The sequence below is a fragment of the Mycolicibacter longobardus genome, from assembly GCF_002102265.1.
Taxonomy (GTDB): domain Bacteria; phylum Actinomycetota; class Actinomycetes; order Mycobacteriales; family Mycobacteriaceae; genus Mycobacterium; species Mycobacterium longobardum.
Map to the genome: position 1 here is coordinate 137,862 of NZ_LQPG01000009.1, position 22,285 is coordinate 160,146.

At 68.1% G+C, this 22,285-nt stretch carries 23 protein-coding genes; 7 read left to right on the plus strand and 16 right to left on the minus strand.

The window, feature by feature from the left end; genetic code table 11:
- Positions 1 to 3: 3 nt before the first annotated feature.
- The 6 genes from AWC16_RS04130 to AWC16_RS04150 all read right to left on the minus strand — a co-directional run bounded on the left by AWC16_RS04130 (position 4) and on the right by AWC16_RS04150 (position 4,257).
- On the minus strand, positions 4 to 1,029 hold the full coding sequence (locus AWC16_RS04130; protein WP_085263514.1) for a sulfate/molybdate ABC transporter ATP-binding protein: 1,026 nt from the start codon (positions 1,027 to 1,029) through the stop codon (positions 4 to 6).
- Positions 1,026 to 1,841 (minus strand): sulfate ABC transporter permease subunit CysW, encoded by an 816-nt coding sequence (gene cysW, locus AWC16_RS04135; RefSeq protein ID WP_085263515.1) that lies wholly within the window; start codon positions 1,839 to 1,841, stop codon positions 1,026 to 1,028. The genes AWC16_RS04130 and cysW overlap by 4 nt, the downstream gene beginning before the upstream one ends.
- A complete protein-coding gene (gene cysT, locus AWC16_RS04140; protein WP_085263516.1) occupies positions 1,838 to 2,698 on the minus strand; it encodes a sulfate ABC transporter permease subunit CysT in 861 nt (286 codons plus the stop codon). Before cysT ends, cysW begins: the two co-directional genes overlap by 4 nt.
- Positions 2,695 to 3,726 carry an extracellular solute-binding protein gene (locus AWC16_RS04145; RefSeq protein WP_085263517.1) on the minus strand — a complete coding sequence of 344 codons (1,032 nt, stop codon included), beginning with the start codon at positions 3,724 to 3,726 and terminating at the stop codon, positions 2,695 to 2,697. Before AWC16_RS04145 ends, cysT begins: the two co-directional genes overlap by 4 nt.
- A 128-nt stretch (positions 3,727 to 3,854) precedes the next feature.
- Positions 3,855 to 3,953: an Ms4533A family Cys-rich leader peptide gene (locus AWC16_RS25715; protein WP_322791081.1), complete on the minus strand. Its 99-nt coding sequence runs from the start codon at positions 3,951 to 3,953 to the stop codon at positions 3,855 to 3,857.
- Positions 3,954 to 4,059: 106 nt separating this feature from the next.
- Positions 4,060 to 4,257: a hypothetical protein gene (locus AWC16_RS04150; RefSeq protein WP_085263567.1), complete on the minus strand. Its 198-nt coding sequence runs from the start codon at positions 4,255 to 4,257 to the stop codon at positions 4,060 to 4,062.
- A gap of 86 nt (positions 4,258 to 4,343) precedes the next feature.
- Between AWC16_RS04150 and AWC16_RS04155 the strand changes: the two genes are divergently transcribed.
- Entirely contained in the window at positions 4,344 to 6,395 is a 2,052-nt protein-coding gene (locus AWC16_RS04155; RefSeq protein WP_085263518.1) for a glycoside hydrolase family 15 protein, read from the plus strand.
- Between the two features lie 149 nt (positions 6,396 to 6,544).
- Here the strand turns inward: AWC16_RS04155 and AWC16_RS04160 are convergent, their stop codons facing one another.
- The 4 genes from AWC16_RS04160 to AWC16_RS04175 form a co-directional block, all read right to left on the minus strand.
- Complete coding sequence (locus tag AWC16_RS04160) at positions 6,545 to 7,309, minus strand: sensor domain-containing protein (RefSeq protein WP_234812120.1); 765 nt, start codon at positions 7,307 to 7,309, stop codon at positions 6,545 to 6,547.
- Positions 7,309 to 9,195: a translation elongation factor 4 gene (gene lepA / locus AWC16_RS04165; RefSeq protein WP_085263519.1), complete on the minus strand. Its 1,887-nt coding sequence runs from the start codon at positions 9,193 to 9,195 to the stop codon at positions 7,309 to 7,311. Before lepA ends, AWC16_RS04160 begins: the two co-directional genes overlap by 1 nt.
- A 96-nt stretch (positions 9,196 to 9,291) precedes the next feature.
- Positions 9,292 to 9,834: a hypothetical protein gene (locus AWC16_RS04170; protein ID WP_085263520.1), complete on the minus strand. Its 543-nt coding sequence runs from the start codon at positions 9,832 to 9,834 to the stop codon at positions 9,292 to 9,294.
- 150 nt (positions 9,835 to 9,984) lie between these two features.
- The gene (locus AWC16_RS04175; RefSeq protein WP_085263521.1) at positions 9,985 to 10,650 is read right to left on the minus strand and encodes a hypothetical protein; all 666 of its coding nucleotides are present in this window, start codon (positions 10,648 to 10,650) and stop codon (positions 9,985 to 9,987) included.
- A gap of 279 nt (positions 10,651 to 10,929) precedes the next feature.
- Between AWC16_RS04175 and AWC16_RS04180 the strand changes: the two genes are divergently transcribed.
- Positions 10,930 to 11,544 carry a type II toxin-antitoxin system PemK/MazF family toxin gene (locus AWC16_RS04180; protein ID WP_085263522.1) on the plus strand — a complete coding sequence of 205 codons (615 nt, stop codon included), beginning with the start codon at positions 10,930 to 10,932 and terminating at the stop codon, positions 11,542 to 11,544.
- Positions 11,545 to 11,573: 29 nt separating this feature from the next.
- Here AWC16_RS04180 and AWC16_RS04185 read toward each other — a convergent pair whose 3' ends face one another.
- Positions 11,574 to 12,002, minus strand: a complete 429-nt coding sequence (locus AWC16_RS04185) for a CBS domain-containing protein (RefSeq protein ID WP_085263523.1) — start codon at positions 12,000 to 12,002, stop codon at positions 11,574 to 11,576.
- 125 nt (positions 12,003 to 12,127) lie between these two features.
- Here AWC16_RS04185 and AWC16_RS04190 point away from each other — a divergent pair, with 125 nt between their 5' ends.
- Together AWC16_RS04190 and rpsT are read left to right on the plus strand one after the other, a co-directional pair.
- Positions 12,128 to 12,985, plus strand: coding sequence for a ribonuclease Z (locus tag AWC16_RS04190; protein ID WP_085263524.1), 858 nt, complete (start codon positions 12,128 to 12,130; stop codon positions 12,983 to 12,985).
- A 100-nt stretch (positions 12,986 to 13,085) separates the two neighbouring features.
- Complete coding sequence (rpsT, locus tag AWC16_RS04195; RefSeq protein WP_085263525.1) at positions 13,086 to 13,346, plus strand: 30S ribosomal protein S20; 261 nt, start codon at positions 13,086 to 13,088, stop codon at positions 13,344 to 13,346.
- Between the two features lie 70 nt (positions 13,347 to 13,416).
- Here the strand turns inward: rpsT and holA are convergent, their stop codons facing one another.
- From holA to AWC16_RS04210, 3 genes are read right to left on the minus strand one after another with little or no spacing between them, the layout of a single operon-like run.
- Complete coding sequence (gene holA, locus AWC16_RS04200) at positions 13,417 to 14,379, minus strand: DNA polymerase III subunit delta (protein ID WP_085263526.1); 963 nt, start codon at positions 14,377 to 14,379, stop codon at positions 13,417 to 13,419.
- Positions 14,380 to 14,391: 12 nt separating this feature from the next.
- Positions 14,392 to 15,951, minus strand: coding sequence for a ComEC/Rec2 family competence protein (locus AWC16_RS04205; RefSeq protein ID WP_234812121.1), 1,560 nt, complete (start codon positions 15,949 to 15,951; stop codon positions 14,392 to 14,394).
- 3 nt (positions 15,952 to 15,954) lie between these two features.
- Positions 15,955 to 16,806 carry a ComEA family DNA-binding protein gene (locus tag AWC16_RS04210; RefSeq protein ID WP_085263527.1) on the minus strand — a complete coding sequence of 284 codons (852 nt, stop codon included), beginning with the start codon at positions 16,804 to 16,806 and terminating at the stop codon, positions 15,955 to 15,957.
- 178 nt (positions 16,807 to 16,984) lie between these two features.
- On the opposite strand from AWC16_RS04210, the gene AWC16_RS04215 reads away from it, so the two are divergent.
- Together AWC16_RS04215 and AWC16_RS04220 are read left to right on the plus strand one after the other, a co-directional pair.
- Positions 16,985 to 18,145 (plus strand): acyl-CoA dehydrogenase family protein, encoded by a 1,161-nt coding sequence (locus AWC16_RS04215; protein WP_085263528.1) that lies wholly within the window; start codon positions 16,985 to 16,987, stop codon positions 18,143 to 18,145.
- Between the two features lie 14 nt (positions 18,146 to 18,159).
- Positions 18,160 to 19,269 carry an acyl-CoA dehydrogenase family protein gene (locus AWC16_RS04220; protein WP_085263529.1) on the plus strand — a complete coding sequence of 370 codons (1,110 nt, stop codon included), beginning with the start codon at positions 18,160 to 18,162 and terminating at the stop codon, positions 19,267 to 19,269.
- A gap of 5 nt (positions 19,270 to 19,274) precedes the next feature.
- On the opposite strand, the gene AWC16_RS04225 is transcribed toward AWC16_RS04220, so the two are convergent.
- Positions 19,275 to 20,486 (minus strand): enhanced intracellular survival protein Eis, encoded by a 1,212-nt coding sequence (locus AWC16_RS04225; RefSeq protein ID WP_085263530.1) that lies wholly within the window; start codon positions 20,484 to 20,486, stop codon positions 19,275 to 19,277.
- 38 nt (positions 20,487 to 20,524) lie between these two features.
- On the opposite strand from AWC16_RS04225, the gene AWC16_RS04230 reads away from it, so the two are divergent.
- Complete coding sequence (locus AWC16_RS04230; RefSeq protein ID WP_085263531.1) at positions 20,525 to 21,577, plus strand: NAD(P)H-dependent amine dehydrogenase family protein; 1,053 nt, start codon at positions 20,525 to 20,527, stop codon at positions 21,575 to 21,577.
- A 4-nt stretch (positions 21,578 to 21,581) separates the two neighbouring features.
- Here the strand turns inward: AWC16_RS04230 and AWC16_RS04235 are convergent, their stop codons facing one another.
- Positions 21,582 to 22,169: a PepSY domain-containing protein gene (locus AWC16_RS04235; RefSeq protein WP_085263532.1), complete on the minus strand. Its 588-nt coding sequence runs from the start codon at positions 22,167 to 22,169 to the stop codon at positions 21,582 to 21,584.
- Positions 22,170 to 22,285: the final 116 nt, after the last annotated feature.

Here is a 22,285-nt window from a genome sequence, read left to right on the forward strand (position 1 = left end):
CTGTTACGCCGAGACCGGTGCGTCTGCTGCCACGTCACCCAGCGGCGGCACCCGGGTGGCCCGCACATAGACGGTGTCCCCTTCGGCCAGCGCCAGGGCTTCGGCGTCGCCGCGGGTGATCTGCGCGGTGAACGGAACCTTGGTGGCGGCATTGGTCAGCTCCACGCGCACCTCGAAGCCCAGGGCCACCACCCGCTCGACAACGGCGCGCAACACCCCGACGCCCTCGGCGCCGTCGGCCGCGGCCACCGCCATGTCCGGGGTGCGCCCGACCCGGATGTCGTGCGGACGGACCAGGGCCCCGTTGAGCGAGGACACCGCACCGAGGAACGACATCACGAAGGCGTTGGCCGGAGCGTCGTAAACCTCGGTCGGCGTGCCGAGCTGCTCGATGCGGCCCTGGTTGAGCACCGCGATCCGGTCCGCGACATCCAGCGCCTCGGCCTGGTCATGGGTGACCAGGACCGTGGTGACATGCACCTCGTCGTGCAGACGGCGCAGCCAGGCCCGCAGGTCCTCGCGGACCTTGGCGTCCAGCGCTCCGAACGGCTCGTCGAGCAGCAGCACCTGCGGATCCACCGCCAGGGCCCGCGCCAGGGCCATCCGCTGACGCTGCCCGCCGGACAGCTGGTTGGGGTAACGGGTCTGAAAACCGCTGAGCCCCACCACTTCCAGCAGGTTGTCCACCTTCTCCTTGACCTCGGCCTTGGGACGCTTGCGGATCTTCAGCCCGAACGCCACGTTGTCGCGCACCGTCATGTGCTTGAACGCCGCGTAGTGCTGGAAGACGAATCCGATCCCACGGCGCTGCGGCGGGATCCCGGTGACATCGACGCCGTTGATGATGACGGTGCCGCTGTCCGGGTGGTCCAGCCCGGCGATCGCCCGCAGCAGGGTCGACTTGCCCGAGCCACTGGGGCCGAGCAGCGCGGTGAGCGAACCGGACGGCACCGCGAAGTCGACGTTGTCCAGCGCGACGAAGTCGCCGTAGCGCTTGTTGGCTCCGCGCACCGTGATTGCGTTGCTCATTTGTTTCCCTTTCCGGCCCGGCGCATGTCGAGCACCACAGAGACGATCAACACCAACACCGACACCGACATCAACAGTGTGGACAGGGCATAGGCGCCGTATTCGGCGCCGCGGTTGTAACGGTCGGACACCAGCAGTGTCAGCGTCTGGGACTTGCCGGGCAGGTTGGACGACACGATCAACACCGCGCCGTACTCGCCGAGGGTGCGCGCCACGGTCAGCACGATCCCGTACGTCAGCCCCCAGCGGATCGACGGCAGCGTGATGCGCCAGAACGTCTGCCACCAGCTCGAACCCAGCGTCGCCGCCGCTTCCTCCATATCGGTTCCCAGCTCGTGCAGCACCGGTTCGACTTCCCGGATCACGAAGGGCAGGGTGACGAAGATGCTGGCCAGCACGATGCCGGGCAGGCCGAAGATGATCTTCAGACCCCAGTCGTTCTCCACGAATCCCAGCAGACCCGCCGATCCCCACAGCACCACCAGGGCCACGCCGACGATCACCGGCGAGACCGCGAACGGCAGGTCGATGACCGCCTGCAGTGCACCCTTGCCACGGAACTTGTTGCGGGCCAGCACCAATGCCGTGGGAATACCGAAGATCACGTTCAACGGCACCACGATCGCCACCACCAGCAACGACAACTGCAGCGCCGAGATGGCCGCCGGGGTAGAGATGTAGTCGAAGAACTGCCCGAATCCGGGGGCGAAACTGCGCCACAGGATCAACGACACCGGAACGATCAACAGCAGGCCGATATAGGTCAGCGACAGGAATCGAATGAGGTAACGGACTTTCGGCGACGATGTCATGAAGACCGCTCCTGCCGCATGGTCGCCCGCGCCCCCAACACCCGCAGCGCGAGCAGCACCAGGAACGAAATCCCCAGCAGTACAATGGAGATCGCCGCTGCGCCGGTGCGATCGTCGTTCTCGATCAGCGTCCGGATCCACTGCGATGACACCTCGGTCTTGCCGGGCACCGCGCCGCCGATCAAGACCACCGAGCCGAACTCACCGATCGCCCGGGAGAACGCCAGGCCCGCCCCGGTCAGCAGCGCCGGCGTCAACGACGGCAACACCACGGCGCGAAAGATGGTGAACCCGGAGGCGCCCAGGGAGGCGGCAGCCTCCTCGACCTCCCGATCGATCTCCAACAGCACCGGCTGCACGGACCGCACCACGAAAGGCAGCGTGACGAACGCCAGCGCCAGACCGACACCCCATGCGGTGTGCTGCAGATGCAGGTGCACCGGGCTGGCGGGACCGTACAGCGCCAGCATCACCAAGCTGGCCACAATGGTCGGCAGTGCGAAGGGCAGGTCGATGATCACGTCGATGAAGCGTTTGCCGAAGAAGTCGTCACGCACCAGCATCCAGGCGATCAACAGGCCGAACACCAGGTTGAGCACGGTGACGCCGGCCGCGATCGTCAACGTCACCCGGAACGACTCCAGCGCGGCGTGCGAGCTGACCGCCAGCTGAAACGCCCGCCAGCCGCCACCGGCCGCCTGCCAGGCGATCGCGGCCAGCGGCGCCAGCACGATCAGCGACAACCACACCACGGCGGTACCCACCCGCAACGAGATGCCTTCGCGCCGGAACCCCGAATGCACCGGCGGCCCGCCCTGGCCGGGCTGGGTCGCTTCGGTGACCACAGCCGCGCTCATCCGGTGGCTCGGGTGTAGATCTTGCTGATCGAGCCGCTCGCCTTGTCGAACAACCCGCTGTCGATGACGGCCCACCCACCCAGGTCGGCGACCGTCCAGAGCTTGTCCGGCGCGGGAAACTCGTGGCTGAACTCGGCGGCGATACCCGGGTCTGCCGGACGGAAGCCGGCCTGCGCCCACAGACGTTGCGCCACGGCCGTGTACTGGAAATTCTTGAACGCGTTGGCGGCGTCGAGGTGCCTGGTGGAACTCACCACCGCCAGGGGGTTCTCGATCTTGAAGGTCTGCGATGGGTTGATGTGCTCCACCGGCCTGCCCTTGCGCTCGATCCCGATGGCCTCGTTCTCGTAGCTGATCAGCACGTCGCCGCTGCCCTGCAGGAACACATCGGTGGCCTCCCGCCCCGAGCCCGGGCGCAGCTTGACGTGGTCACTGACCAGACGATCGACGAAGTCCAGGCCGTCCTGCGGGTTCTTGCCACCGTCGCTCTTGACGGCATACGGCGCCAACAGATTCCACTTGGCCGATCCGGAACTCAGCGGGCTCGGCGTGATCACCTCGACCCCGGGCCGCAGCAGGTCGTCCCAGTCCTTGATGCGTTTGGGATTGCCCTGCCGCACCACCAGGGTCACCACCGAGCCGAACGGGATGCCCTTGGTGACGTCGGCGTTCCAGTCCTCGGCCACCTTGCCCGCGCTCACCAGCCGGGTGATGTCCGGTTCGACCGAGAAGTTCACGATGTCGGCGGGTTTGCCGTTGACCACGCCGCGGGACTGATCGCCCGACGCGCCGTAAGAGGTGACGACCTGGACGTCGGCGCCCTCCTCGGTGCCGTAGAAGGCCGGGATCACCTTGCTCCAGCCGGGCTCGGGAACCGCATAAGCCACCAGCGTCAGCGTGGTGTGCGTGTCGGATCGCTCAGCTCCGCCGACCACGTCGCTGGGACCGCCGCCGCACCCCGCAAGCGTGGTGATGGCCAAGGCGGCAGCCAGCGCCAGTGCGGCACCGCGCGCAATGGGATTGGGCATTCGTGACCTTTCTCGGCGACTCCGTACAGACTTCAGCAAAAGTGCTTGTCCGTCGGATCGCGAAAGGGCATTCGCTCGAAAGATCGTGCGTCAACAGTGACGACACCGGTGCGCCGACGGGTGCGGGATCAGCAACAACAGTGCAGGTCGGCCACAGCGGAAGTCACCACGGCGAGCATCGGGAGCGCCACCACGTGGCGCGGCCGGTCACCGGTCGCTGCGAACATGCCGGGAAGCATAACAGAGGCCTGTGCGGTCACCGGGTCAGCAGCCAGCTGACGATCACCAACAGAATGAGGCCGACCAGGACCAGGGTCACCTGTGACCGCGGCATCAGCGCGTACCACCGTCACGCCCGTGCCTGACTCGCTCCTGCACCCGGATTCCCTCCCCCAGCACGGCGTCCAGCACCGAGGCCAGACCGTAGGCCAGTACCAGCACCACCGGCATCACCACCGCGGTCTGCACCACGAAGCCGAGCCCGGACAGCCACAGCTCGACACCGTCCCACCAGCTCAGGAAGCCAACCACCCCGACCACCCTAGGCGGGTCGCCGACCGAAGCCAAGATCGCCGTCTCGGGTAGACGCGCGCCATGAGGCCAGAGATGATGGCGGAATGGATCTGCACACCCCGCCGGGCGATGCACCCGAGAAGACCGCGCCGGAAATCAGCGCCCGAACCCCGGGCCCCGGGACGGCAACTGCGCCGACCCCGCCCCTGTCGGCGACCGCGCCGGTGCCGTATGCCGCAACGCCGACCCAGGTCCGTAACCCGTTCCCTCCGATCGCCGACTACGCGTTTCTGTCGGACTGCGAAACCAACTGCCTGATCTCGGCGGCCGGATCCGTGGAGTGGATGTGCGTGCCGCGACCTGACTCCCCCAGCGTCTTCGGCGCGATCCTGGACCGCAGCGCGGGGCACTTTCGGCTCGGTCCCTACGGGGTGTCGGTGCCGGCAGCGCGCCGCTACCTGCCCGGCAGCCCGATCATGGAGACAACCTGGCAGACCCACACCGGCTGGATGATCGTGCGCGACGCGCTGGTGATGGGCAAATGGCACGACATCGAGGCCCGGTCCCAGACCCACCGACGCACCCCCACCGACTGGGACGCCGAGCACATCCTGCTGCGCACGGTGCGCTGCGTCAGCGGCACCGTCGAGTTGACCATGAGCTGTGAACCGGCCTTCGACTATCACCGCACCAGCGCCACCTGGGAGTACTCCGCCAACGCCTACGGCGAGGCGATCGCGCGGGCGCGGCAGAACCCCGACGCCCACCCCACACTGCGGTTGACCACGAACCTGCGGCTGGGACTGGAAGGCCGTGAGGCCCGGGCCCGGACCCGCCTGACCGAGGGCGACGACGTCTTCGTGGCGTTGAGCTGGTCCAAACACCCTGCGCCGCAAAGCTATGCCGAAGCCGCCGACAAGATGTGGAACACCACCGAATGTTGGCGGCAGTGGATCAACATCGGCAACTTCCCCGACCATCCGTGGCGGGTGTATCTGCAGCGCAGCGCGCTGACCCTGAAGGGACTGACCTATTCACCGACCGGGGCCCTGCTGGCTGCGCCCACCACGTCGCTGCCGGAAACGCCACAAGGTGAACGCAATTGGGACTACCGATACAGCTGGGTACGTGATTCGGCGTTCACCCTGTGGGGCCTCTACACGCTGGGGCTGGACCGCGAGGCCGACGACTTCTTCTCGTTCATCGCCGACGTCTCCGGTGTCAACAACGGCCAGCAGCATCCGCTGCAGGTGATGTACGGCGTCGGTGGGGAGCACCAACTCGTCGAGGAGGAACTGGACCATCTGTCCGGCTACGACAACGCCCGGCCGGTGCGGATCGGTAATGCCGCCTACAACCAGGAACAGCACGATATCTGGGGCACCATGCTCGACTCGGTGTATCTGCACGCCAGGTCCCGCGAGCAGGTCCCCGAATCGCTGTGGCCGGTGCTCAAGCGTCAGGTGGAGGAGGCCATCAAGCACTGGCGCGAGCCGGACCGCGGCATCTGGGAGGTGCGCGGCGAACCGCAGCACTTCACCTCGTCGAAGGTGATGTGCTGGGTGGCGCTGGACCGCGGCTCGAAGCTGGCCGAGTTGCAGGGCGAGGTCTCCTACGCCCGGCAGTGGCGAGTGATCGCCGAGGAGATCAAGGCCGACGTGCTGGCCAACGGGGTGGACTCGCGCGGTGTGCTGACCCAGACCTACGGCAGCGACGCGCTGGACGCCTCACTGCTGCTGGTGGTTCTGACCCGGTTCCTGCCCGCCGACGACCCGCGGGTGCGCGCCACCGTGATGGCGATCGCCGACGAGCTCACCGAGGACGGCCTGGTACTGCGCTATCGGGTGGAGGAGACCGACGACGGGTTGTCCGGCGCCGAGGGCACGTTCACCATCTGCTCCTTCTGGCTGGTCTCGGCGCTGGTCGAGATCGGGGAGGTCAGCCGCGCCAAGCATCTGTGTGAGCGGCTGCTGTCCTTTGCCAGCCCGTTACACCTCTACGCCGAAGAGATCGAACCGCGCACCGGTCGCCACCTGGGCAACTTCCCGCAGGCTTTCACCCATCTGGCGCTGATCAACGCCGTCGTCCATGTGATCCGCGCCGAGGAGGAGGCCGACTCCACCGGAGGATTCCAGCCCGCGAACGCGCCTATGTAGGGATCGCCTCACTCGGCGCGAGCAGACGCAGAATTATCCAGAATGGGAGCTTTTTGGGCGATTCTGTGTCTGCTCGGCCCGGGAAGCCGGCGGTTCAGCAAGGCTCGACGGAGGAGAGCCGAAGCTGGGACCGCCGTATGAACCCGGGGTCAGCCGCTCAGACCGCGGACCTTGTCCAGCATCGCCCGGGCCAGATCGGCCGCGGTGGTGTCCCCGGCGGGCGGGGCATCGGAGTCGTCCTCCTCGTCGACGAACCAGAACACATCGATGTCGACGATGCAGTTCACCCGCGCCGCGACCGCCCGCGTCACATGCAGGCCCGCTTCGCCGTCCACGGTGGTGCGCACGGTGGCGGTGAGCACTTCGCCTCCAGCGGAGATGTCGGTGACCTCGCCGCTGGCCTCGTCGACGTCATCGCCATCCCGGATCACCAGCACTCCGTCGCAACTGCCCCACTGCTTCGAGAACTTCTCCATGAGCGCGTCTGCGTCAGCGGCGCTGCCCAAGGCGATCACCGCCTCGCCCACACCGGTCAACGGCGAGTCCTCGGCGCCGGAGCTGTCCCAGAACTCATGGGCGACGTCCCGCACGTTCGCGGCGCCATAGACGCTCTTCTGAGCGCCCACCACGGCGCCGACGCAGTCTGCCGGTTGGGCCGAGTCCCAGGCGTCGAGCAGTTCATCGACCCCGCCGTACCGCGGCGGCAGATCGGGATCGCTGCGGAACGGCTGGCCGACCAGTTTCGACAGCTCTGAGTCGTCGAGCAACACCTGCCGGACCGCCATCCCGGTGACCGGGGTCGGAGCCAATCCCGGTGCAGGCCGGACGGTTCCGGGCACCACCGTCGTGCACCCGCTGGCCAGCAGCACCAGCGCGACCGCACCCCCAGCGATCGCGCGTGCCAGGGCGGCCACTACTTCTTGGCCTTATCTCCGGCCGAGCCGCCATCGGTCGACAGCGCCGCGACGAACGCCTCCTGCGGTACATCGACCCGACCGATGGTCTTCATCCGCTTCTTGCCCTCCTTCTGCTTCTCGAGCAGCTTGCGCTTACGGGTGATGTCACCGCCGTAGCACTTGGATAGCACGTCCTTGCGGATGGCACGAATATTTTCGCGGGCAATGATTTTCGAGCCGATCGCGGCCTGCACGGGCACCTCGAACTGCTGCCGGGGGATCAGCTCCTTGAGCTTGGTGGTCATCTTGTTGCCGTAGGCCGACGCCGAGTCCTTGTGCACGATCGCACTGAACGCGTCCACCGCCTCGCCCTGCAGCAGGATGTCGACCTTGACCAGGTCGGCCTCCTGCTCGCCGGCCTCCTCGTAGTCCAGGCTGGCGTAACCGCGGGTACGTGACTTCAGCGAGTCGAAGAAGTCGAAGATGATCTCGCCCAACGGCATCGTGTAGCGCAGTTCGACGCGTTCCGGCGAGAGGTAGTCCATGCCGCCCAGCTCCCCGCGCCGAGACTGGCACAGCTCCATGATGGTGCCGACGAACTCACTCGGCGCGATCACGGTGGTCTTGACGACGGGCTCGTAGACGGTCCGGATCTTGCCCTCCGGCCAGTCCGACGGATTGGTGACGACGATCTCGCTGCCGTCCTCGGCGATCACCCGGTAGACGACATTGGGCGAGGTGGAGATCAGGTCCAGGTCGAATTCACGTTCGAGGCGTTCCCGGGTGATCTCCATGTGCAGCAGGCCCAGGAAGCCGCAGCGGAAGCCGAAGCCCAGCGCAACCGAGGTTTCCGGCTCGTAGGTCAGAGCGGCGTCGTTGAGCTGCAACTTGTCCAGGGCATCGCGCAGGTTCGGGTAGTCCGACCCGTCCACCGGATACAGCCCGGAATAGACCATGGGCTTGGGTTCGCGGTAGCCGGTGAGCGCCTCGGTGGCGCCGGCCCGCGCGGTGGTGACGGTGTCGCCGACCTTCGATTGGCGTACGTCTTTCACGCCGGTGATCAGATAGCCCACCTCGCCGACGCCAAGTCCCTTGGTGGCCTTGGGTTCCGGGGAGACGATGCCGACTTCCAGCAGCTCGTGAGTGGCGCCGGTGGACATCATCGCGATCTTCTCGCGCGGGGTGATCTTGCCGTCGACGACGCGGACATAGGTCACCACGCCGCGGTAGATGTCGTAGACGGAGTCGAAGATCATCGCCCGGGTGGGCGCATCGGCGTCGCCGGTTGGCGGCGGCACCTTTTTGACGACTTCGTCGAGCAGTTCGGCCACGCCCTCGCCGGTCTTGCCGGACACCTTCAGCACATCTTCGGGCTCGCAGCCGATGATGTGAGCCAGTTCGGCGGCGTAGCGCTCGGGGTCGGCGGCGGGCAGGTCGATCTTGTTGAGCACCGGGATGATGGTCAGGTCGCGGTCCAGCGCCAGGTACAGGTTGGCCAGGGTCTGGGCCTCGATGCCCTGGGCGGCATCGACCAGCAGGATGGCGCCCTCACAGGCCTCCAGCGCGCGGGACACCTCGTAGGTGAAGTCGACGTGGCCGGGGGTGTCGATCAGGTGCAGCACATAGTCCTCGGTCGACCCACTTGCGGCGCTCGTCCAAGGCAACCGGACGTTCTGCGCCTTGATGGTGATGCCGCGTTCCCGCTCGATGTCCATCCGGTCCAGATACTGGGCGCGCATCGACCGGTCGTCGACGACGCCGGTGAGCTGCAGCATCCGGTCGGCCAGCGTGGATTTGCCGTGGTCGATGTGGGCGATGATGCAGAAGTTCCGTATCTGCGCCGGCGCGGTGAAGGTCTGGTCGGCGAAGCTGCTGATGGGAATCTCCTGGTGAACGGGTGCGATGGTGGTGCGTACTGCCTAGCCAGGGTAGCGAGGCGGTGGCCTCAAAACGAAACCCCCGGAGGCGCACCTCCGGGGGTTTGCGTGTCTGAGCGCAAACTACAGGTCGATCGCGAAGTAGCCGCCGATGTCGGCAAAGCCTGCCTGGAAGAAGTTGGCGGCGTCTTCCCAGGCACTGTCGCCGGCCAGGCCGGCGATGATCCCCGCGTCGGAACCGAACAGGTAGTCGGCCGCGTTCTCGACCTCAATCTGGTCACCGCCGTTCAGGATGGCGAACAGCAGAACGTTGTTGCCGTTGAAGAACTGGGTCAACGCGCCGTTGAGCAAGCTGTAGGAACCCGGGGCGTCGGAGATCTCGTTCTCCCAGTTGAAGCCGTAGAGCAGTGTTCCGAATGCGGCGTTCACGTCGTCGCGGTCGATGGTGAGGAACGGATAGGCCTCGGAGCCGTCGATGACCTTGTCGCCGACACCCGCCAGGGTGGCCTGCGTTTCGAACAGCCAGTTCATCGACTGGATCTGGGCCTGTACCACGCTGTCGAAGTCGAAACCGCTGGCGCTGTCGTCGGCGGCCGCCAGCGGCGCCAACGCGACTGCCGTACCGACTGCGAAGCTGCCGAGCACCCCGAATTTACGCATGTTCATGCTTGATTGCCTTTCACGATGTGTATCCGGCGGGCGGTCAGATGCCGCCGGATGCTCCCCCCAGCACCGTTGCTGTAAGCATATTTAATCTAACAGAAACCTGTGATTAATTGCAAGGATCCCTGATCCCACTCAGCTCCGGTTGCCGTCCTACGGCGTCACGTCGGCGATGCTGAACATGCCGAACAGGTCGCTCCACATCGTCTGCATCAGGTCGCCCTGCAAGGCGATCAGGGCGTCCTGGAAGCCGCCGGCGCCGGACAGCGTGCCGGAATCGATCAGGTCGTCCAGGTCGCCGGCGAGGACAGCGTCCACCGCTACGCCGGCACCGCTGAGGTCGTCGAAGAGCTGTTGCCCGATGAGCGTCTCGTAGCCACCGACATCCAGGGTCTGGTTCACCCCCAACAGATGGTCCAGCTCGGCCTGTATCAGCGCTTGGCCGACCAGGTTGGCCTCAGTGAACCGCGAGAATGCCCCGTTGAAAAGACTGTCAGCCGGCTCGTCGGCGCTGCCTGGGAACAGCAGCGAGTCGTCGGGCAGTCCGAGGCCACCGTTGGCAATCGGCTCGAGAGCCCAGGAGTAGACGTTCTGCTGCAGCGCGACGTCGTTGAGGAACTGGTCGTGGTCCAGGCCGACCTGTGCGGCGACCAAACCCTGCTGAGCGGCGTCGGCAGCGCTGATCAGCGTCACCTCCCGTTGGGCGGCACGGTCGGCATGCGCGGAGATGCCGACCACCCCCAGAGCGGCGGCGGACAGTCCGGTGAGGGCGGCGACCCAGACAGCGAACCCGCGTCGAAAGCGGTTCTGCTCCCTCATGATTTCACTTTCCAATGGTCGCGAAGGGTCAGCCTGCTGTTGTTGTGGCTCGCCCTGGGGCGAGCAACCCGAAAGTCACCAACCACGCCTCTCCGGCGTCCAACGCTCGACTGTTCATGTGCCCGCACCGTGAACGTCTATTCTCGACACCCTACGCCGATGTGCATCTATGGACAATGCAAGCGGCACATCAGTTTTCGGACAGTTTCCGGACCCTATCGCCTGCCCACACATCACAAAGACGGGTGCCTTCGATTTCGCGTCGCCTATGCTGCGAACATGGCTTCCCCGCGGAAGACCCCTTGGGAGGCGGTGCAGCGATTCGCGGAGAACCTGGTGTTCAACGAAGCCCCACGGTTCATCCGCCAACTCGAGCAGGCACCGCTGGTGCAGCAGCGCATCCAACGGGGCATCGAACAGGGCATCAAGATCGGCCTGGAGGTGCTCAGCGGCGCGTCGCTGGAGCCGGCGCCGGAAATCCCCGCCGGACGTCCGGTGACCGACAGCAGTGTCCCCACCGCGCACCGCGCTCGCAGGCTCGTCTATGCCCCCGACCTCAACGGCCGCGCCGATCCGGGCGAGATCGTCTGGACCTGGGTGACCTACGAGGACGAGCCGGACCGGGGCAAGGACCGCCCGGTCCTGGTCGTCGGGCGTGACCGCAGCACGCTGCTCGGGCTGATGCTGTCCAGCCGGCAACGCCACGCCGATGACACGAACTGGGTCGGAATCGGTGCGGGCAGCTGGGATGAAGAACACCGGCTGAGCTGGGTGCGGCTCGACCGGGTGCTCGACGTGCCCGAGGAGTCGATCCGGCGCGAGGGCGCCATCCTGGAGCGCTCGATGTTCGAGATGGTGGCCGCTCGGCTGCGCAGCGACTACGCGTGGCGGTGAGCGGTCAGCGCCGGCCTTGCGATCGCCGCTTACCCCTGGGCGATGTAGTCGCGCAGCTGCTCGTGCTCGGCCTGCAGCTCTTCCATCCGCGACTTCACGACGTCGCCGATGCTGACGATCCCGGCCAGTCGGCCGTCTTCGAGCACCGGTATGTGACGTGCGCGGTGCTCGGTCATCAGCATGCTGACGTCGTCGGCCGAGTCGGTCTTGGTGCAGGTCGCCACCAGGCGGGTCATGATGGCCGATACCGGCCGGGCCAGCAGGCTGGCACCGTGGACCTGCAACTGGCGTACCACGTCACGCTCGGAGGCCACCCCCTCCAAGCCATCCCGTCCGATCACGACCATGGCGCCGATATTGTGCTCGGCCAGGCCCGCGATCAGTTCCATGACCGTGGCATCCGGGTGGATGGTCACCACCGCCGCACCCTTGTTCCGCAATACATCCGCGATCCGCATTGAAGCCTCCCGCCGCAGTGAGCTGCCTCACACCAGGCTAGGCCATTTGCCCGGACACGGGGCGGCGATGCCGAAACTCCTCCGGTCTCCTGGCGCGCGCGAGACATCTGTGGCATATGTGACTCATGACGATCGAGATCACCCTGCTGGGCACCGGAAGCCCGATCCCCGACCCGAACCGCGCGGGACCGTCGACCCTGATCCGGGCCGGCGGCCAGGTGCTGCTGGTCGACTGCGGGCGCGGGGTGTTGCAGCGACTCGCCGCGGCAGGAGCGTCCGCCAACACCCTGTCCGCGCTGCTGCTCACGCATCTGCACAGTGACCACATCGCCGACCTGGGCGACCTGCTGATCACCCGGTGGGTCGCCACGTTCACCCCCGACGCCGCGCCACTGCCGATCATCGGTCCGCCGGGCACCGCGGAGGTCGTGGAGGCCACGCTGCGAGCGTTCGGCCACGACATCGGCTACCGGATCGCCCACCACGACGACCTGACCGCACCACCGTCGGTCGAGATACACGAACACACCGCAGGTCAGGTCTGGGATCGCGACGGCGTGCGGATCACCGTGGCCCAGACCGACCATCGGCCGGTGGCACCCACCATCGGGTTCCGGATCGAGCACGACGATCAAACCGGGACAGCCTCGGTGGTGCTCGCCGGAGACACCGTGCCCTGTGACAGCCTCGACGGGTTGGCCGCCGGGGCCGACGCACTGGTGCACACCGTCATTCGCAAAGACCTCATTGCCACACTCCCCCAACAGCGGATCCGCGACATCTGCGACTACCACTCTTCGGTGGCAGAAGCCGCCGCGACCGCCCGGCGGGCCGGAGTGGGCACCCTGGTGCTGACCCACTACGTACCCGCCATCGCGCCCGGGCAGGAAGAACAGTGGCGGGCTCTGGCCGCCGCGGAGTTCGACGGGCCGATCGAGCTCGGCGACGATCTGCACCGGGTCGAAGTGGCCGCGCGCAGTTGAGCCGAGTTGGGGAGTTGCTGGGCCAGCTGGTACCCTGAACAGCTGTTGCTCCCGCGTCGGGAGGCGAACCCAACTCAAGCTTTTGCGAAGGAATTACTCCGTGGCCAACATCAAGTCGCAGGTGAAGCGCAACCGGACCAACGAGCGCGCCCGGCTCCGCAACCAGTCGGTGAAGTCGGCGGTGCGCACCGCGATCCGCGCCTTCCGTGAGGCCGCCGAGTCCGGCGACAAAGAGAAGGCCGGCGAGCTGCTGGTGTCGACCAGCCGCAAGTTGGACAAGGCCGCCAGCAAGGGCGTGATCCACAAGAACCAGGCCGCCAACAAGAAGTCGGCGCTGGCCCGGGCCCTCAACAAGCTCTGATCGGGGCGGGTTTCCCGCCAGCGCAGGCCCCTGATTCCGCCCGGAACAGGGGCCTTCGTGTTGCCCTGAATCAGCGCCCGGCCAGCTCGGCGACCCCACGAACAGCGGCTTCCAGCGCGTAGTCGGCGTCGGCGGCAGCGCCTTTGACATCGGCATTGAGCGCGGCCACCAGCCGGACGGCGGCCGCCACCGACTCCCGAGTCCAGTACCTCGACTGCTTCTGCGCCTTCTGCACCCGCCACGGCGGCATCCCCAACTCGCCGGCCAGCCGGTAGGGGTCACCGGACTTGGGTCCGACGCGGGCGATGGTGTGGATCGCCTCGGCCAGGGCGTCGGCCAGCACCACGTGCGGTTCGCCGCGGATCATCGCCCAGCGCAGCGCCTCGGTGGCACCGGCGACGTCGCCGACCACCGCACGGTCGGCGACGTCGAACCCCTTCACCTCCGCTTTGCCGCTGTGATAGCGGCGCACCGCGATGGCATCGACGTGCCCACCGGTGTCGGCGACCAACTGCGAACAGGCCGAGGCCAGTTCGCGGATATCGGAGCCGACCGCGTCGAGCAGCGCCGTCACGCATCCGTCGTCGACCCGGACCTTGAGGCCCCGAAACTCGGCGCGGACGAAGTCGGCACGTTCGGCGGCCTTGGTGATGCGCGCGCACGTGTGCACTTGGGCGCCGAGCTCCCGCAGCTGCCCGGCCAGCGCCTTGGCCCGCCCAGCGCCGGAATGCACCACCACCAGCACGGTGCCCGGCGGGATGTCGGCGGCCGTGGCTGCGATCAGCGCCACCGCGTCCTTGCCCGCCTCGCCGGCAGCCTCCAGCACCACCACCCGTTCGTCGGCGAACAGCGACGGACTCAGCAGCTCGGCGAGTTCACCCGCCTCGACCTCACCGGCACGCAACCGGTCCACCGGGACGTCGGCGCTGCCGGCCTCCGCCCGCACCGCGGCCAACACCTGACCGATGGCCCGTTCGACCAACAGTTCCTCATCCCCGAGGATCAGATGCAGCGGCGAAACCGGTTGGCTCACCCGCCAATCGTGTCACGCAGCACCGACACCCGCCCAGCCGGTCAACACCTCCGACGCCGACCACGCCAGCAGGCACAGCGCCAGCGCCGCCAGCGCCCGCCGACACCACCGCCAACGCCAACAGACCACCACCAGGGCCGCGGTGGCGCCGACCCCGGCCACCCCGGCCGCCCCCGACGGCACGGGCACGGTGGCGGCGGGCATGCCGCCGGCCCAGTGCGCGACGCGGCACACCCACCACAATTCCGGGCCGGTGAAACGGATCAGCAGGTGCGCGCCCGCCGGCCACCATCCGCACAGCACCGCCGCCGCGCTGCCCAGCACGGTGATGGGCGCGACCAGCATCGCCACCGCCAGGTTGGCGAGGGTGCTGACCAGGCTGAGGCGTCCGGAGATGCCCGCGATCAACGGCGCGGTGACCAGGTTGGCGGCCCACGCCACACAGACCGCGGCGGCCAGGGACCGTGGCCAGCCGCGGGCCATCAGCCGAGCCGACCACACCGGTGCGACCAGCACCAACGCCGCGGTGGCGACCACCGAGAGCGCGAACCCGACGTCGACGGCCAGGTGCGGTGCCAGCGCCAGCAGCACCAGGACACTGGCGGCCAGGCTCGGAACGGCCTGGCGGCTGCGAGCCGAGAGCACCCCCAACAGCGCGATCGCCCCCATCACCGCCGCGCGCAACACGCTGGCCGTCGGCTGCACGACGATCACGAACGCCACCAGGGCACAGCCGGCCAATATGGTGGCCGCGCGCGGCCCGACCAGCCGCGCCGAGAACAAGACCGCACCGCAGACGATCGTCACGTTGGCGCCGGAGACCGCCATCAGGTGGGTCAACCCCGCGGCCCGGAAGTCACCTCCGGTGGCGGCGGTGATCGCAGAGGTGTCGCCCAGCACGAGGGCGGGCAGCATCCGGGCCTGCTCGTCGGGCAGCACCTGCCGGGCGGCGATCGCGAACCGGGCCCGGACCCGATGGGCTGCCCGCGCAACGGATCCGGGCTCGCCCCGCCTGGGCTGCCCGTGAGCTGTCAGCGTCGCCACCGTCAGGTCACGCCGGGCCGGGCGGGCGATCTTCGCACGGAACGCCAGGGACTGGCCGACCATCACTTCGCCGAATTCGGCACCGGAGGCGAACACCACCACCCGGCCCGAAGCGGCGTCGTCGCCGAGGCGCTGCAGGGTGGCCCGGAACATCACCCGCCGGGCGCCGGTTCGCAGCGGGCTCTCACTCGGGGTGACCGTCACCGCGGCCGTTCGGCCGAACACCGCGGTGATCGGATGGTGGATGACGGACTCGGTGCGCAGCGCAACCGCCCAGCCGAAGCCGGCCCCGACCAGCGATGCCGCGGCCACGGCCGCACCTGCGAGCCGCCAGCCCGGGCGCCGATTCCGCCCGGCGCACCGACACAGCGCACCTGCGGCCGTACCCAGCAGCGCACACAGCACGGCCAGGAAGCCGCCGATCTGCCATTGGATGCCGGCCGCGGTGACCAGCCAGCCCACCAGCGCCGCCGGTACCAACCGAACATCCAGCCGGGCCGCCGGCGGTGCGGCCGATGGCGGCGTCACGCCTCAGACACGGACCAGGGCACGCAGCTTCTCCAGGCGCGCCGGGCCGATACCGTCGACATCGCCGAGTTGGTCGACATGGGTGAACTTGCCGTGGGCCTCGCGCCAGGCCACGATGGCGGCCGCGGTCACCGGTCCGACGCCGGGCAGGGCGTCGAGCTGCTCGACGGTCGCGGTGTTGAGGTTGACCGGCTCACCGCCTGAACCCGGCGGTCCCGCCGGCGTCGGCGCGGTGCTGGTGCGCGGCGCGTCCGGCGCCGGCGACGCGGCACCGACGGAACTGCCCAGCACCGGCTGCCCGGTCGGCGGCGCCAGGCCGACCACGATCTGTTCGCCATCGACCAAGGGGCGGGCCAGGTTCAGGCCGATCGTGTCCGCGCCGTCCAGCGCCCCGCCGGCTGCGCTCAGCGCGTCGGCGATCCGGGAACCCGGCGACAGCGTCGCCAGGCCAGGCTTGTGCACCAACCCGACCACGCTGACCACCACCTGCTCGGCGACGGGCGCCGCGGGGCTCGCGGCGGGATCATCGGCGCGTGGGCTGGCCGTCGAAACCATCTCCACCGGAGGCAGTTTGGCGCTCAGTACCGGGGCGGGCCGGTCTCGGATCATGGTGAACACCGTGATGAGCACCGCGACCGCGGCGATCACCGCCAGGGCGATCGCGCCCGCCCGGCCCGGGTCGGCCCGTACCCTGGCGAGCCAGCCGGCATCGGCCGCACCGTCGGGCAGCCAGCGCGGCAGCAATGAATTCGGGTCAGCCTCGTCGTCAGGGTCGGGAGCGTGTTCGCCGCGGTCGGGTTCCGGCAGCAGGCCGAGCCGCCGCTGCAGCCGTTCACCGGGTAGTTCTGATGCCATGCGCCGACGCTAGGTGCCGGCACCGTCGGAACCACTCTCTCACCGCACGATTCGGGTCGAGTCTGTGGATCAACCCCGGGCTGTGCACAACCGTATCGATGGCGGCGACTCACACCGCGCGACGTCCGATTAGGGTGCATACCAACCGTGACTTCACCCACCTGACTCGGAGGCCGACGTGAGACTGGCACTGACCGCGCAGGAGGCTGCGTTCCGCGACGAGATGCGCACCTTCTTCACCACCGAGATCCCCGCCGAGATCCGCGAGCGCAGCCGGCAGGGCCACTCGATCTTTCCCGACGACATCGTCGCCACCCAGCGGATCCTCAACGCGAACGGCCTCGCGGTGCCCAACTGGCCGACCGAGTGGGGCGGCAAGGACTGGACGCTAACCCAGCACCAGATCTGGCACGACGAGATGCAGCTGGCGTCGGTCCCCGAACCGCTGACCTTCAACGCCAAGATGGTGGGCCCGGTGATCGCCGAGTTCGGCTCCCAGGAGATCAAGGAACGCTTTCTGCCCGCCACCGCCAACCTGGATATCTGGTGGTGCCAAGGCTTTTCCGAGCCTGACGCCGGCTCTGACCTGGCCGGCCTGCGCACCACGGCGGTGCGTGACGGCGACAGCTACATCGTCAACGGGCAGAAGACCTGGACCACGCTCGGGCAGTACGCGGACTGGATCTTCTGCCTGGTGCGCACCGACCCGCAGGCCCCCAAGAAGCAGGCCGGTATCTCCTTCCTGCTGTTCGAAGTGTCGACTCCGGGTGTCACCATGCGGCCGATCAAGTTGATCGACGGCGGCTACGAGGTCAACGAGGTGTTCTTCTCCGACGTGCGGGTGCCCGCCGATCAGCTGGTCGGCGAAGAGAACCACGGCTGGACCTACGCGAAGTTCCTGCTGGGCAACGAGCGAACCGGCATCGCCGGGGTGACCCGCACCAAGGTGCGCCTCGCCGAACTCAAGCGGCGCGCCAATGAGTTGGGGGCGCTCGACGATCCGCTGTTCGCCGCGCGGGTCGCCGAACTCGAAAACGATCTGCTGGCACTGGAACTCACCCAGATGCGGGTGTCCAGCGACTCCGCCGACGGTAAGCCGAATCCGGCGTCGTCGGTGCTCAAGCTGCGGGGCAGCCAACTGCAGCAGACCGCCACCGAGTTGTTCGTGGAACTGGCCGGTCCCGAGGCGCTGCCGTTCGAGGCGGGCGAGGCCATCGCTTCGCCCGGTTGGGCGCAGGACGCCGCGCCGACGTACCTGAACTACCGCAAGACCTCGATCTACGGCGGCAGCAACGAGATTCAGCGGACCATCATCGCGTCGACCATTCTCGGTCTCTAGGAGGTAGGACGGCCATGGACTTTCAACTCAGCGACGAGCAGGTTCTGCTTCGCGACACCACCCGTTCGATCCTGTCGGGCTATGACACCGAGACCCGCAACAAGGCCATCGACACCGACCCCGGCTTCAACCCCGAGTTGTGGAAACAGTTGGCGGAAACCGGGATCCTCGGCCTGGGTTTCGACCCGGACGAGTCCGGTCCGCTGGAGATCATGGTGGTGCTCACCGAGTTCGGCCGGCGACTGGCTCCCGAGCCCGTGGTGCACGGAGCGCTCGGGCCGGGCGCGCTGATCGCCGAGCGGGGCGATGCCGAGCAGCGGGCATTGCTCGACGCCGTCGCCGAAGGCGAGCAGGTTCTGGCGTTCGCCCACACCGAGCCCGGCATGCGCGGCACGGCCGGGAAGGTGACCACCACGGCTGCGCAGCAAGGTGATTCGTGGCTGCTGAACGGCCGCAAGAACCCGGTGCTGACCGGGGATCGCGCCGACACCCTGGTGGTCAGCGCCGCCTTGCCGGACGGCGGGACCGGGCTGTTCCTGGTCGACGCAAGCGCCGACGGCCTGAGCCGACAGCCCTACCGGACCTTCGACGGCCAGCGCGGCGCGCAGATCGACCTTGCCGATGCCTCGGGCACGCCGCTGGGTGAGCCGACCGATGCCACGGCGGCCATCGGACACGCAGTTGTCCGCATCTCCTCGGCGCTGTGCGCCGAGGCCGTCGGCGCGATGGAAGAGGCCTTGCGGCTGACCACCGACTACCTCAAGACACGCAAGCAGTTCGGGGTCACCCTCAACACCTTCCAGACCCTGACCCAGCGCGCCGCCGACATGTACGTGTCGCTGGAGTTGGCTCGCAGCATGAGCATGTACGCGGCCATGTCGATCTCCGACGACAACCTCGACCCGCTGATCGCGGCGCGCGCCAAACTGCAGGTCGGCCGGTCCGGGCGGCACATCGCCCAGGAGGCCATCCAGTTGCACGGCGGGATCGGGGTGACCTGGGAGTATCCGGTCGGCCACTACGCGGCCCGGCTCACCGCGTTCGAGCACACCCTGGGCTCGACGCAGGACCAGCTGCACGTGCTGATGGACAACCTGGGCAGTTACGACCTGGCCAAGCTGTAGCGGTTTTAGAAGCCGTAACCGATCTGGGCGGGGACGTCACTGACGAACGCCGCATCCAGTCGGCGCACCAGCGCGTCGTCGCGGCAGCGCAGCCTGCCGGCGCCGGCGAGCGCCGACGCCCGGTGCGCACCCAGGTACAGGCTGCCCAGCACATCGAGGTCCAGCTCGACGTCGGCGGCTGTCTCGGTGGGGGTGCAGCCGGCGACGCCGGCGCAGATCTCGAGGGCGAACCGTCCTCCGTCGCTGCGGAACCCGTCGCGCACCGCTACGACGGCGGACACGTCCGAGGCATAGCGGCGAGCCTGTAGCACCGCGGGAATATCCATCATCCGCAGCCACAGACCATCGGACCGCCCGGTGGTGGTGGCCAGCCGGGTGTCGGTCAACAGGTACGGCATCGGATCGTCCGGGTAGGTCTCGACGACGATCTTGCTCATGAGATCCAACCCCAGCAGCGCCCGCCACAACGCGGCATGGGCGTCCGGGGTGACCGCTCGGAACTCGCCGACTCGCGCGGACTTCGGATCCTCACCGTGTGCCCGGTAGAGCACGTAGCCGTCGGGATGCAGCAGCCCGAACCAGGCGGTGCCGCCCTCGCGAGTGTTCTCCCGGTCGGCGAGCAGGTCGTCCCAGAGCGGCAGGGGACGCGCCAAACCGCCCGGAACACGTGCCCGCCACCGCTGGTAGATCGCCGCGAACTCGTCCCGGCTGTCGGCGGCCTTCACCAGGCGTACCCCGCCGGGGTCCGGCGCGTCCACGTGCAGCTGGGCAAACCGCCGGTCGATGGTCAGCTGGTGGTCCACCGTCGCCGGACCGTAGCCGAACCGCCCGTAGATCCCGCCCTCACTCGCGGTCAACGCCGCGATCGGGTAGCCCGAATCAGCGATGCGCCGGTGCAATTCGGTGTACATCGACCGCAGCACGCCACGTCGACGGTGCGTCGGAGCCACCACGACAAAGCTGACCCCGGCCGCCGGTAGCACCGCCCCTCCCGGGACGGTCAGCTCCAGATCCAGATAGCCCGACATGCCGACGACCTCGCTGCCGTCGCAGGCCACGATGACGCTGTCGGGAGTGGTCAGGGTCCGCCAGGCGGCCATCGCCTCAGGGTCCCAGTCCTCAGCGAAACCGGCGGCGGACAGCACCGACATCGCCGCCCAGTCGTCGTCATCCGCGGTCCGCACGGTCACATCGGTCACAGGCTTCGACGGTGCCATAACGGGCGGCGCACCGCATCCCAATAAGGTGGGTAGCCATGACCAACCCGCTTCGCGTCATCCAATGGACCACCGGCAACATCGGGCAGCGCTCGCTGCACGCCATCATCGGCCGGCCGGACATGGAGCTGGTCGGCGTCTACGCCCACGGCAAGGACAAGGTCGGGGTGGACGCCGCCGAGCTGGCCGGCTGGCCCACTGCGACCGGCGTCACGGCCACCGATGACATCGACGCCCTGATCGCGTTGCGCCCGGATGCCTGCTGCTACAACCCGCTGTGGCCGAGCATCGACGAGCTGGTCCGGCTGCTGGAGGCCGGGATCAACGTGTGTTCGACCGCCGCCTGGATCACCGGTGGCAAACAGGCCCCCGAAGACCGCAAACGCATCGAGGACGCCTGCCGGACCGGCAACTCGACGATGTTCGGCAGCGGCGCACATCCCGGGTTGACCAACATGGTCGGCATGGTGCTGTCGGGAGCGTGCGAGCGCGTCGACGAAATCCGGATCACCGAATCGGTGGACTGTTCCACCTACGAGTCGGCGGCGACCATGGCGGCGATGGGATTCGCCCAGGACCCCGACACCCCCGGTCTGGCCGCGAGCGTCCGCCGTGAGAGCGAGGTGTTCGCCGAGTCGGCGGCGATGATGGCCGACGCGATCGGTGCACAGCTGGATCGCATCACCTTCGACGTGCAGTTCACCGCCGCGACCGGCGACAGCGACCTCGGTTTCATGCAGATCCCGGCCGGCACGGTGGGCAGCGTCTTCGGCTACCACCGCGGTTGGGTGGGGACGCGCAACGTGGTCAGCGTCGGCTTCAACTGGATCATGGGCAGCCACGTCACCCCGCCCAAGCCGGTGGCACACGGCCATGTGATCCAGGTGTTCGGGCTGCCCAACATGCGCACCGTCATCAACTGCCTGCCGCCGAAGGACTGGAGCGAGCCGAACTTCAACGGCCTGGGCTCGATCTACACGGCGATGCCGGTGACCAACGCGGTGCCGGCGGTGGTCGCGGCCGAGCCGGGCATCGTCACCCTGGCCGATCTGCCGCCGATCACCGGCCGAGTCAAACCCGCGGCGAGCTGAGTCGCTAAACCTGCCGGTTGACGGTGACCGCCCCGGATGCGGCGTCGACGGTGACGTTGCGTTCGGCGAGTTCGGCGTCCCACACGTCGGCGTCCCACACCACGGTGCCGTTGATGTCGAGCAGGCTCAGTTCGGTGATCGAGCTGCTGGGCACCGCGGCGAGCACCTTGTCCACCGCGCCGCGGTAGTCGAGGTGGGCGCCTTCCACGTTGGCGCGGCGCTTGGCCTTGTCGGCGTCGCTGTCCTCGGTCGCCGCGGGGCCGACCAGCACCGCTCCCCCGTTGGATCCGATCTTGAGCTGATGTTCGGTGCCGTCGGGCGTGACCACCCGGGCCTTCCAGGCGCCGGCGTCGCTGGTCTGACTCTCGATGAAGATCAGCACACTGTCGGGCACCTGCGAAACGGCGAGGTCACCCGCATGAAGCAGGGTCTGCGGGTCCGGCGGCGCGTCAGGCCGAGTCCAGGACGCCTCCGGCGTCGTCGACTCTGACGACGAGGCGCCGGACTTGCCGCTGCCGCCGCAGCCGGCCAGTGCCAGCGTTGCCGCGACGACCATTGCGCCGAATCGGGCGCCTTTCACCAGAGCGTGCATCAGCGGCCATGCTACTGAAGTCGGGGCGTCGGCGCTCAAGTCGAGGTGGCGCTGATTCTGCGTCGACCCTGCGTCCAGGGCGGCGACACGCCGACAGACGCCGCCCTGGACGCAGG

Excerpts from the sequence above, each read along its gene's own strand:
- AWC16_RS04130 (WP_085263514.1), bottom strand. The coding sequence starts at position 1,029 with ATGAGCAACGCAATCACGGTGCGCGGAGCCAACAAGCGCTACGGCGAC.
- cysW (WP_085263515.1), bottom strand. The coding sequence starts at position 1,841 with ATGACATCGTCGCCGAAAGTCCGTTACCTCATTCGATTCCTGTCGCTG.
- cysT (WP_085263516.1), bottom strand. The coding sequence starts at position 2,698 with ATGAGCGCGGCTGTGGTCACCGAAGCGACCCAGCCCGGCCAGGGCGGG.
- AWC16_RS04145 (WP_085263517.1), bottom strand. The coding sequence starts at position 3,726 with ATGCCCAATCCCATTGCGCGCGGTGCCGCACTGGCGCTGGCTGCCGCC.
- AWC16_RS25715 (WP_322791081.1), bottom strand. The coding sequence starts at position 3,953 with ATGTTCGCAGCGACCGGTGACCGGCCGCGCCACGTGGTGGCGCTCCCG.
- AWC16_RS04155 (WP_085263518.1), top strand. The coding sequence starts at position 4,344 with ATGGATCTGCACACCCCGCCGGGCGATGCACCCGAGAAGACCGCGCCG.
- AWC16_RS04170 (WP_085263520.1), bottom strand. The coding sequence starts at position 9,834 with ATGAACATGCGTAAATTCGGGGTGCTCGGCAGCTTCGCAGTCGGTACG.
- AWC16_RS04175 (WP_085263521.1), bottom strand. The coding sequence starts at position 10,650 with ATGAGGGAGCAGAACCGCTTTCGACGCGGGTTCGCTGTCTGGGTCGCC.
- AWC16_RS04180 (WP_085263522.1), top strand. The coding sequence starts at position 10,930 with ATGGCTTCCCCGCGGAAGACCCCTTGGGAGGCGGTGCAGCGATTCGCG.
- AWC16_RS04185 (WP_085263523.1), bottom strand. The coding sequence starts at position 12,002 with ATGCGGATCGCGGATGTATTGCGGAACAAGGGTGCGGCGGTGGTGACC.
- AWC16_RS04190 (WP_085263524.1), top strand. The coding sequence starts at position 12,128 with ATGACGATCGAGATCACCCTGCTGGGCACCGGAAGCCCGATCCCCGAC.
- AWC16_RS04210 (WP_085263527.1), bottom strand. The coding sequence starts at position 16,806 with ATGGCATCAGAACTACCCGGTGAACGGCTGCAGCGGCGGCTCGGCCTG.
- AWC16_RS04220 (WP_085263529.1), top strand. The coding sequence starts at position 18,160 with ATGGACTTTCAACTCAGCGACGAGCAGGTTCTGCTTCGCGACACCACC.
- AWC16_RS04225 (WP_085263530.1), bottom strand. The coding sequence starts at position 20,486 with ATGGCACCGTCGAAGCCTGTGACCGATGTGACCGTGCGGACCGCGGAT.
- AWC16_RS04230 (WP_085263531.1), top strand. The coding sequence starts at position 20,525 with ATGACCAACCCGCTTCGCGTCATCCAATGGACCACCGGCAACATCGGG.
- AWC16_RS04235 (WP_085263532.1), bottom strand. The coding sequence starts at position 22,169 with ATGCACGCTCTGGTGAAAGGCGCCCGATTCGGCGCAATGGTCGTCGCG.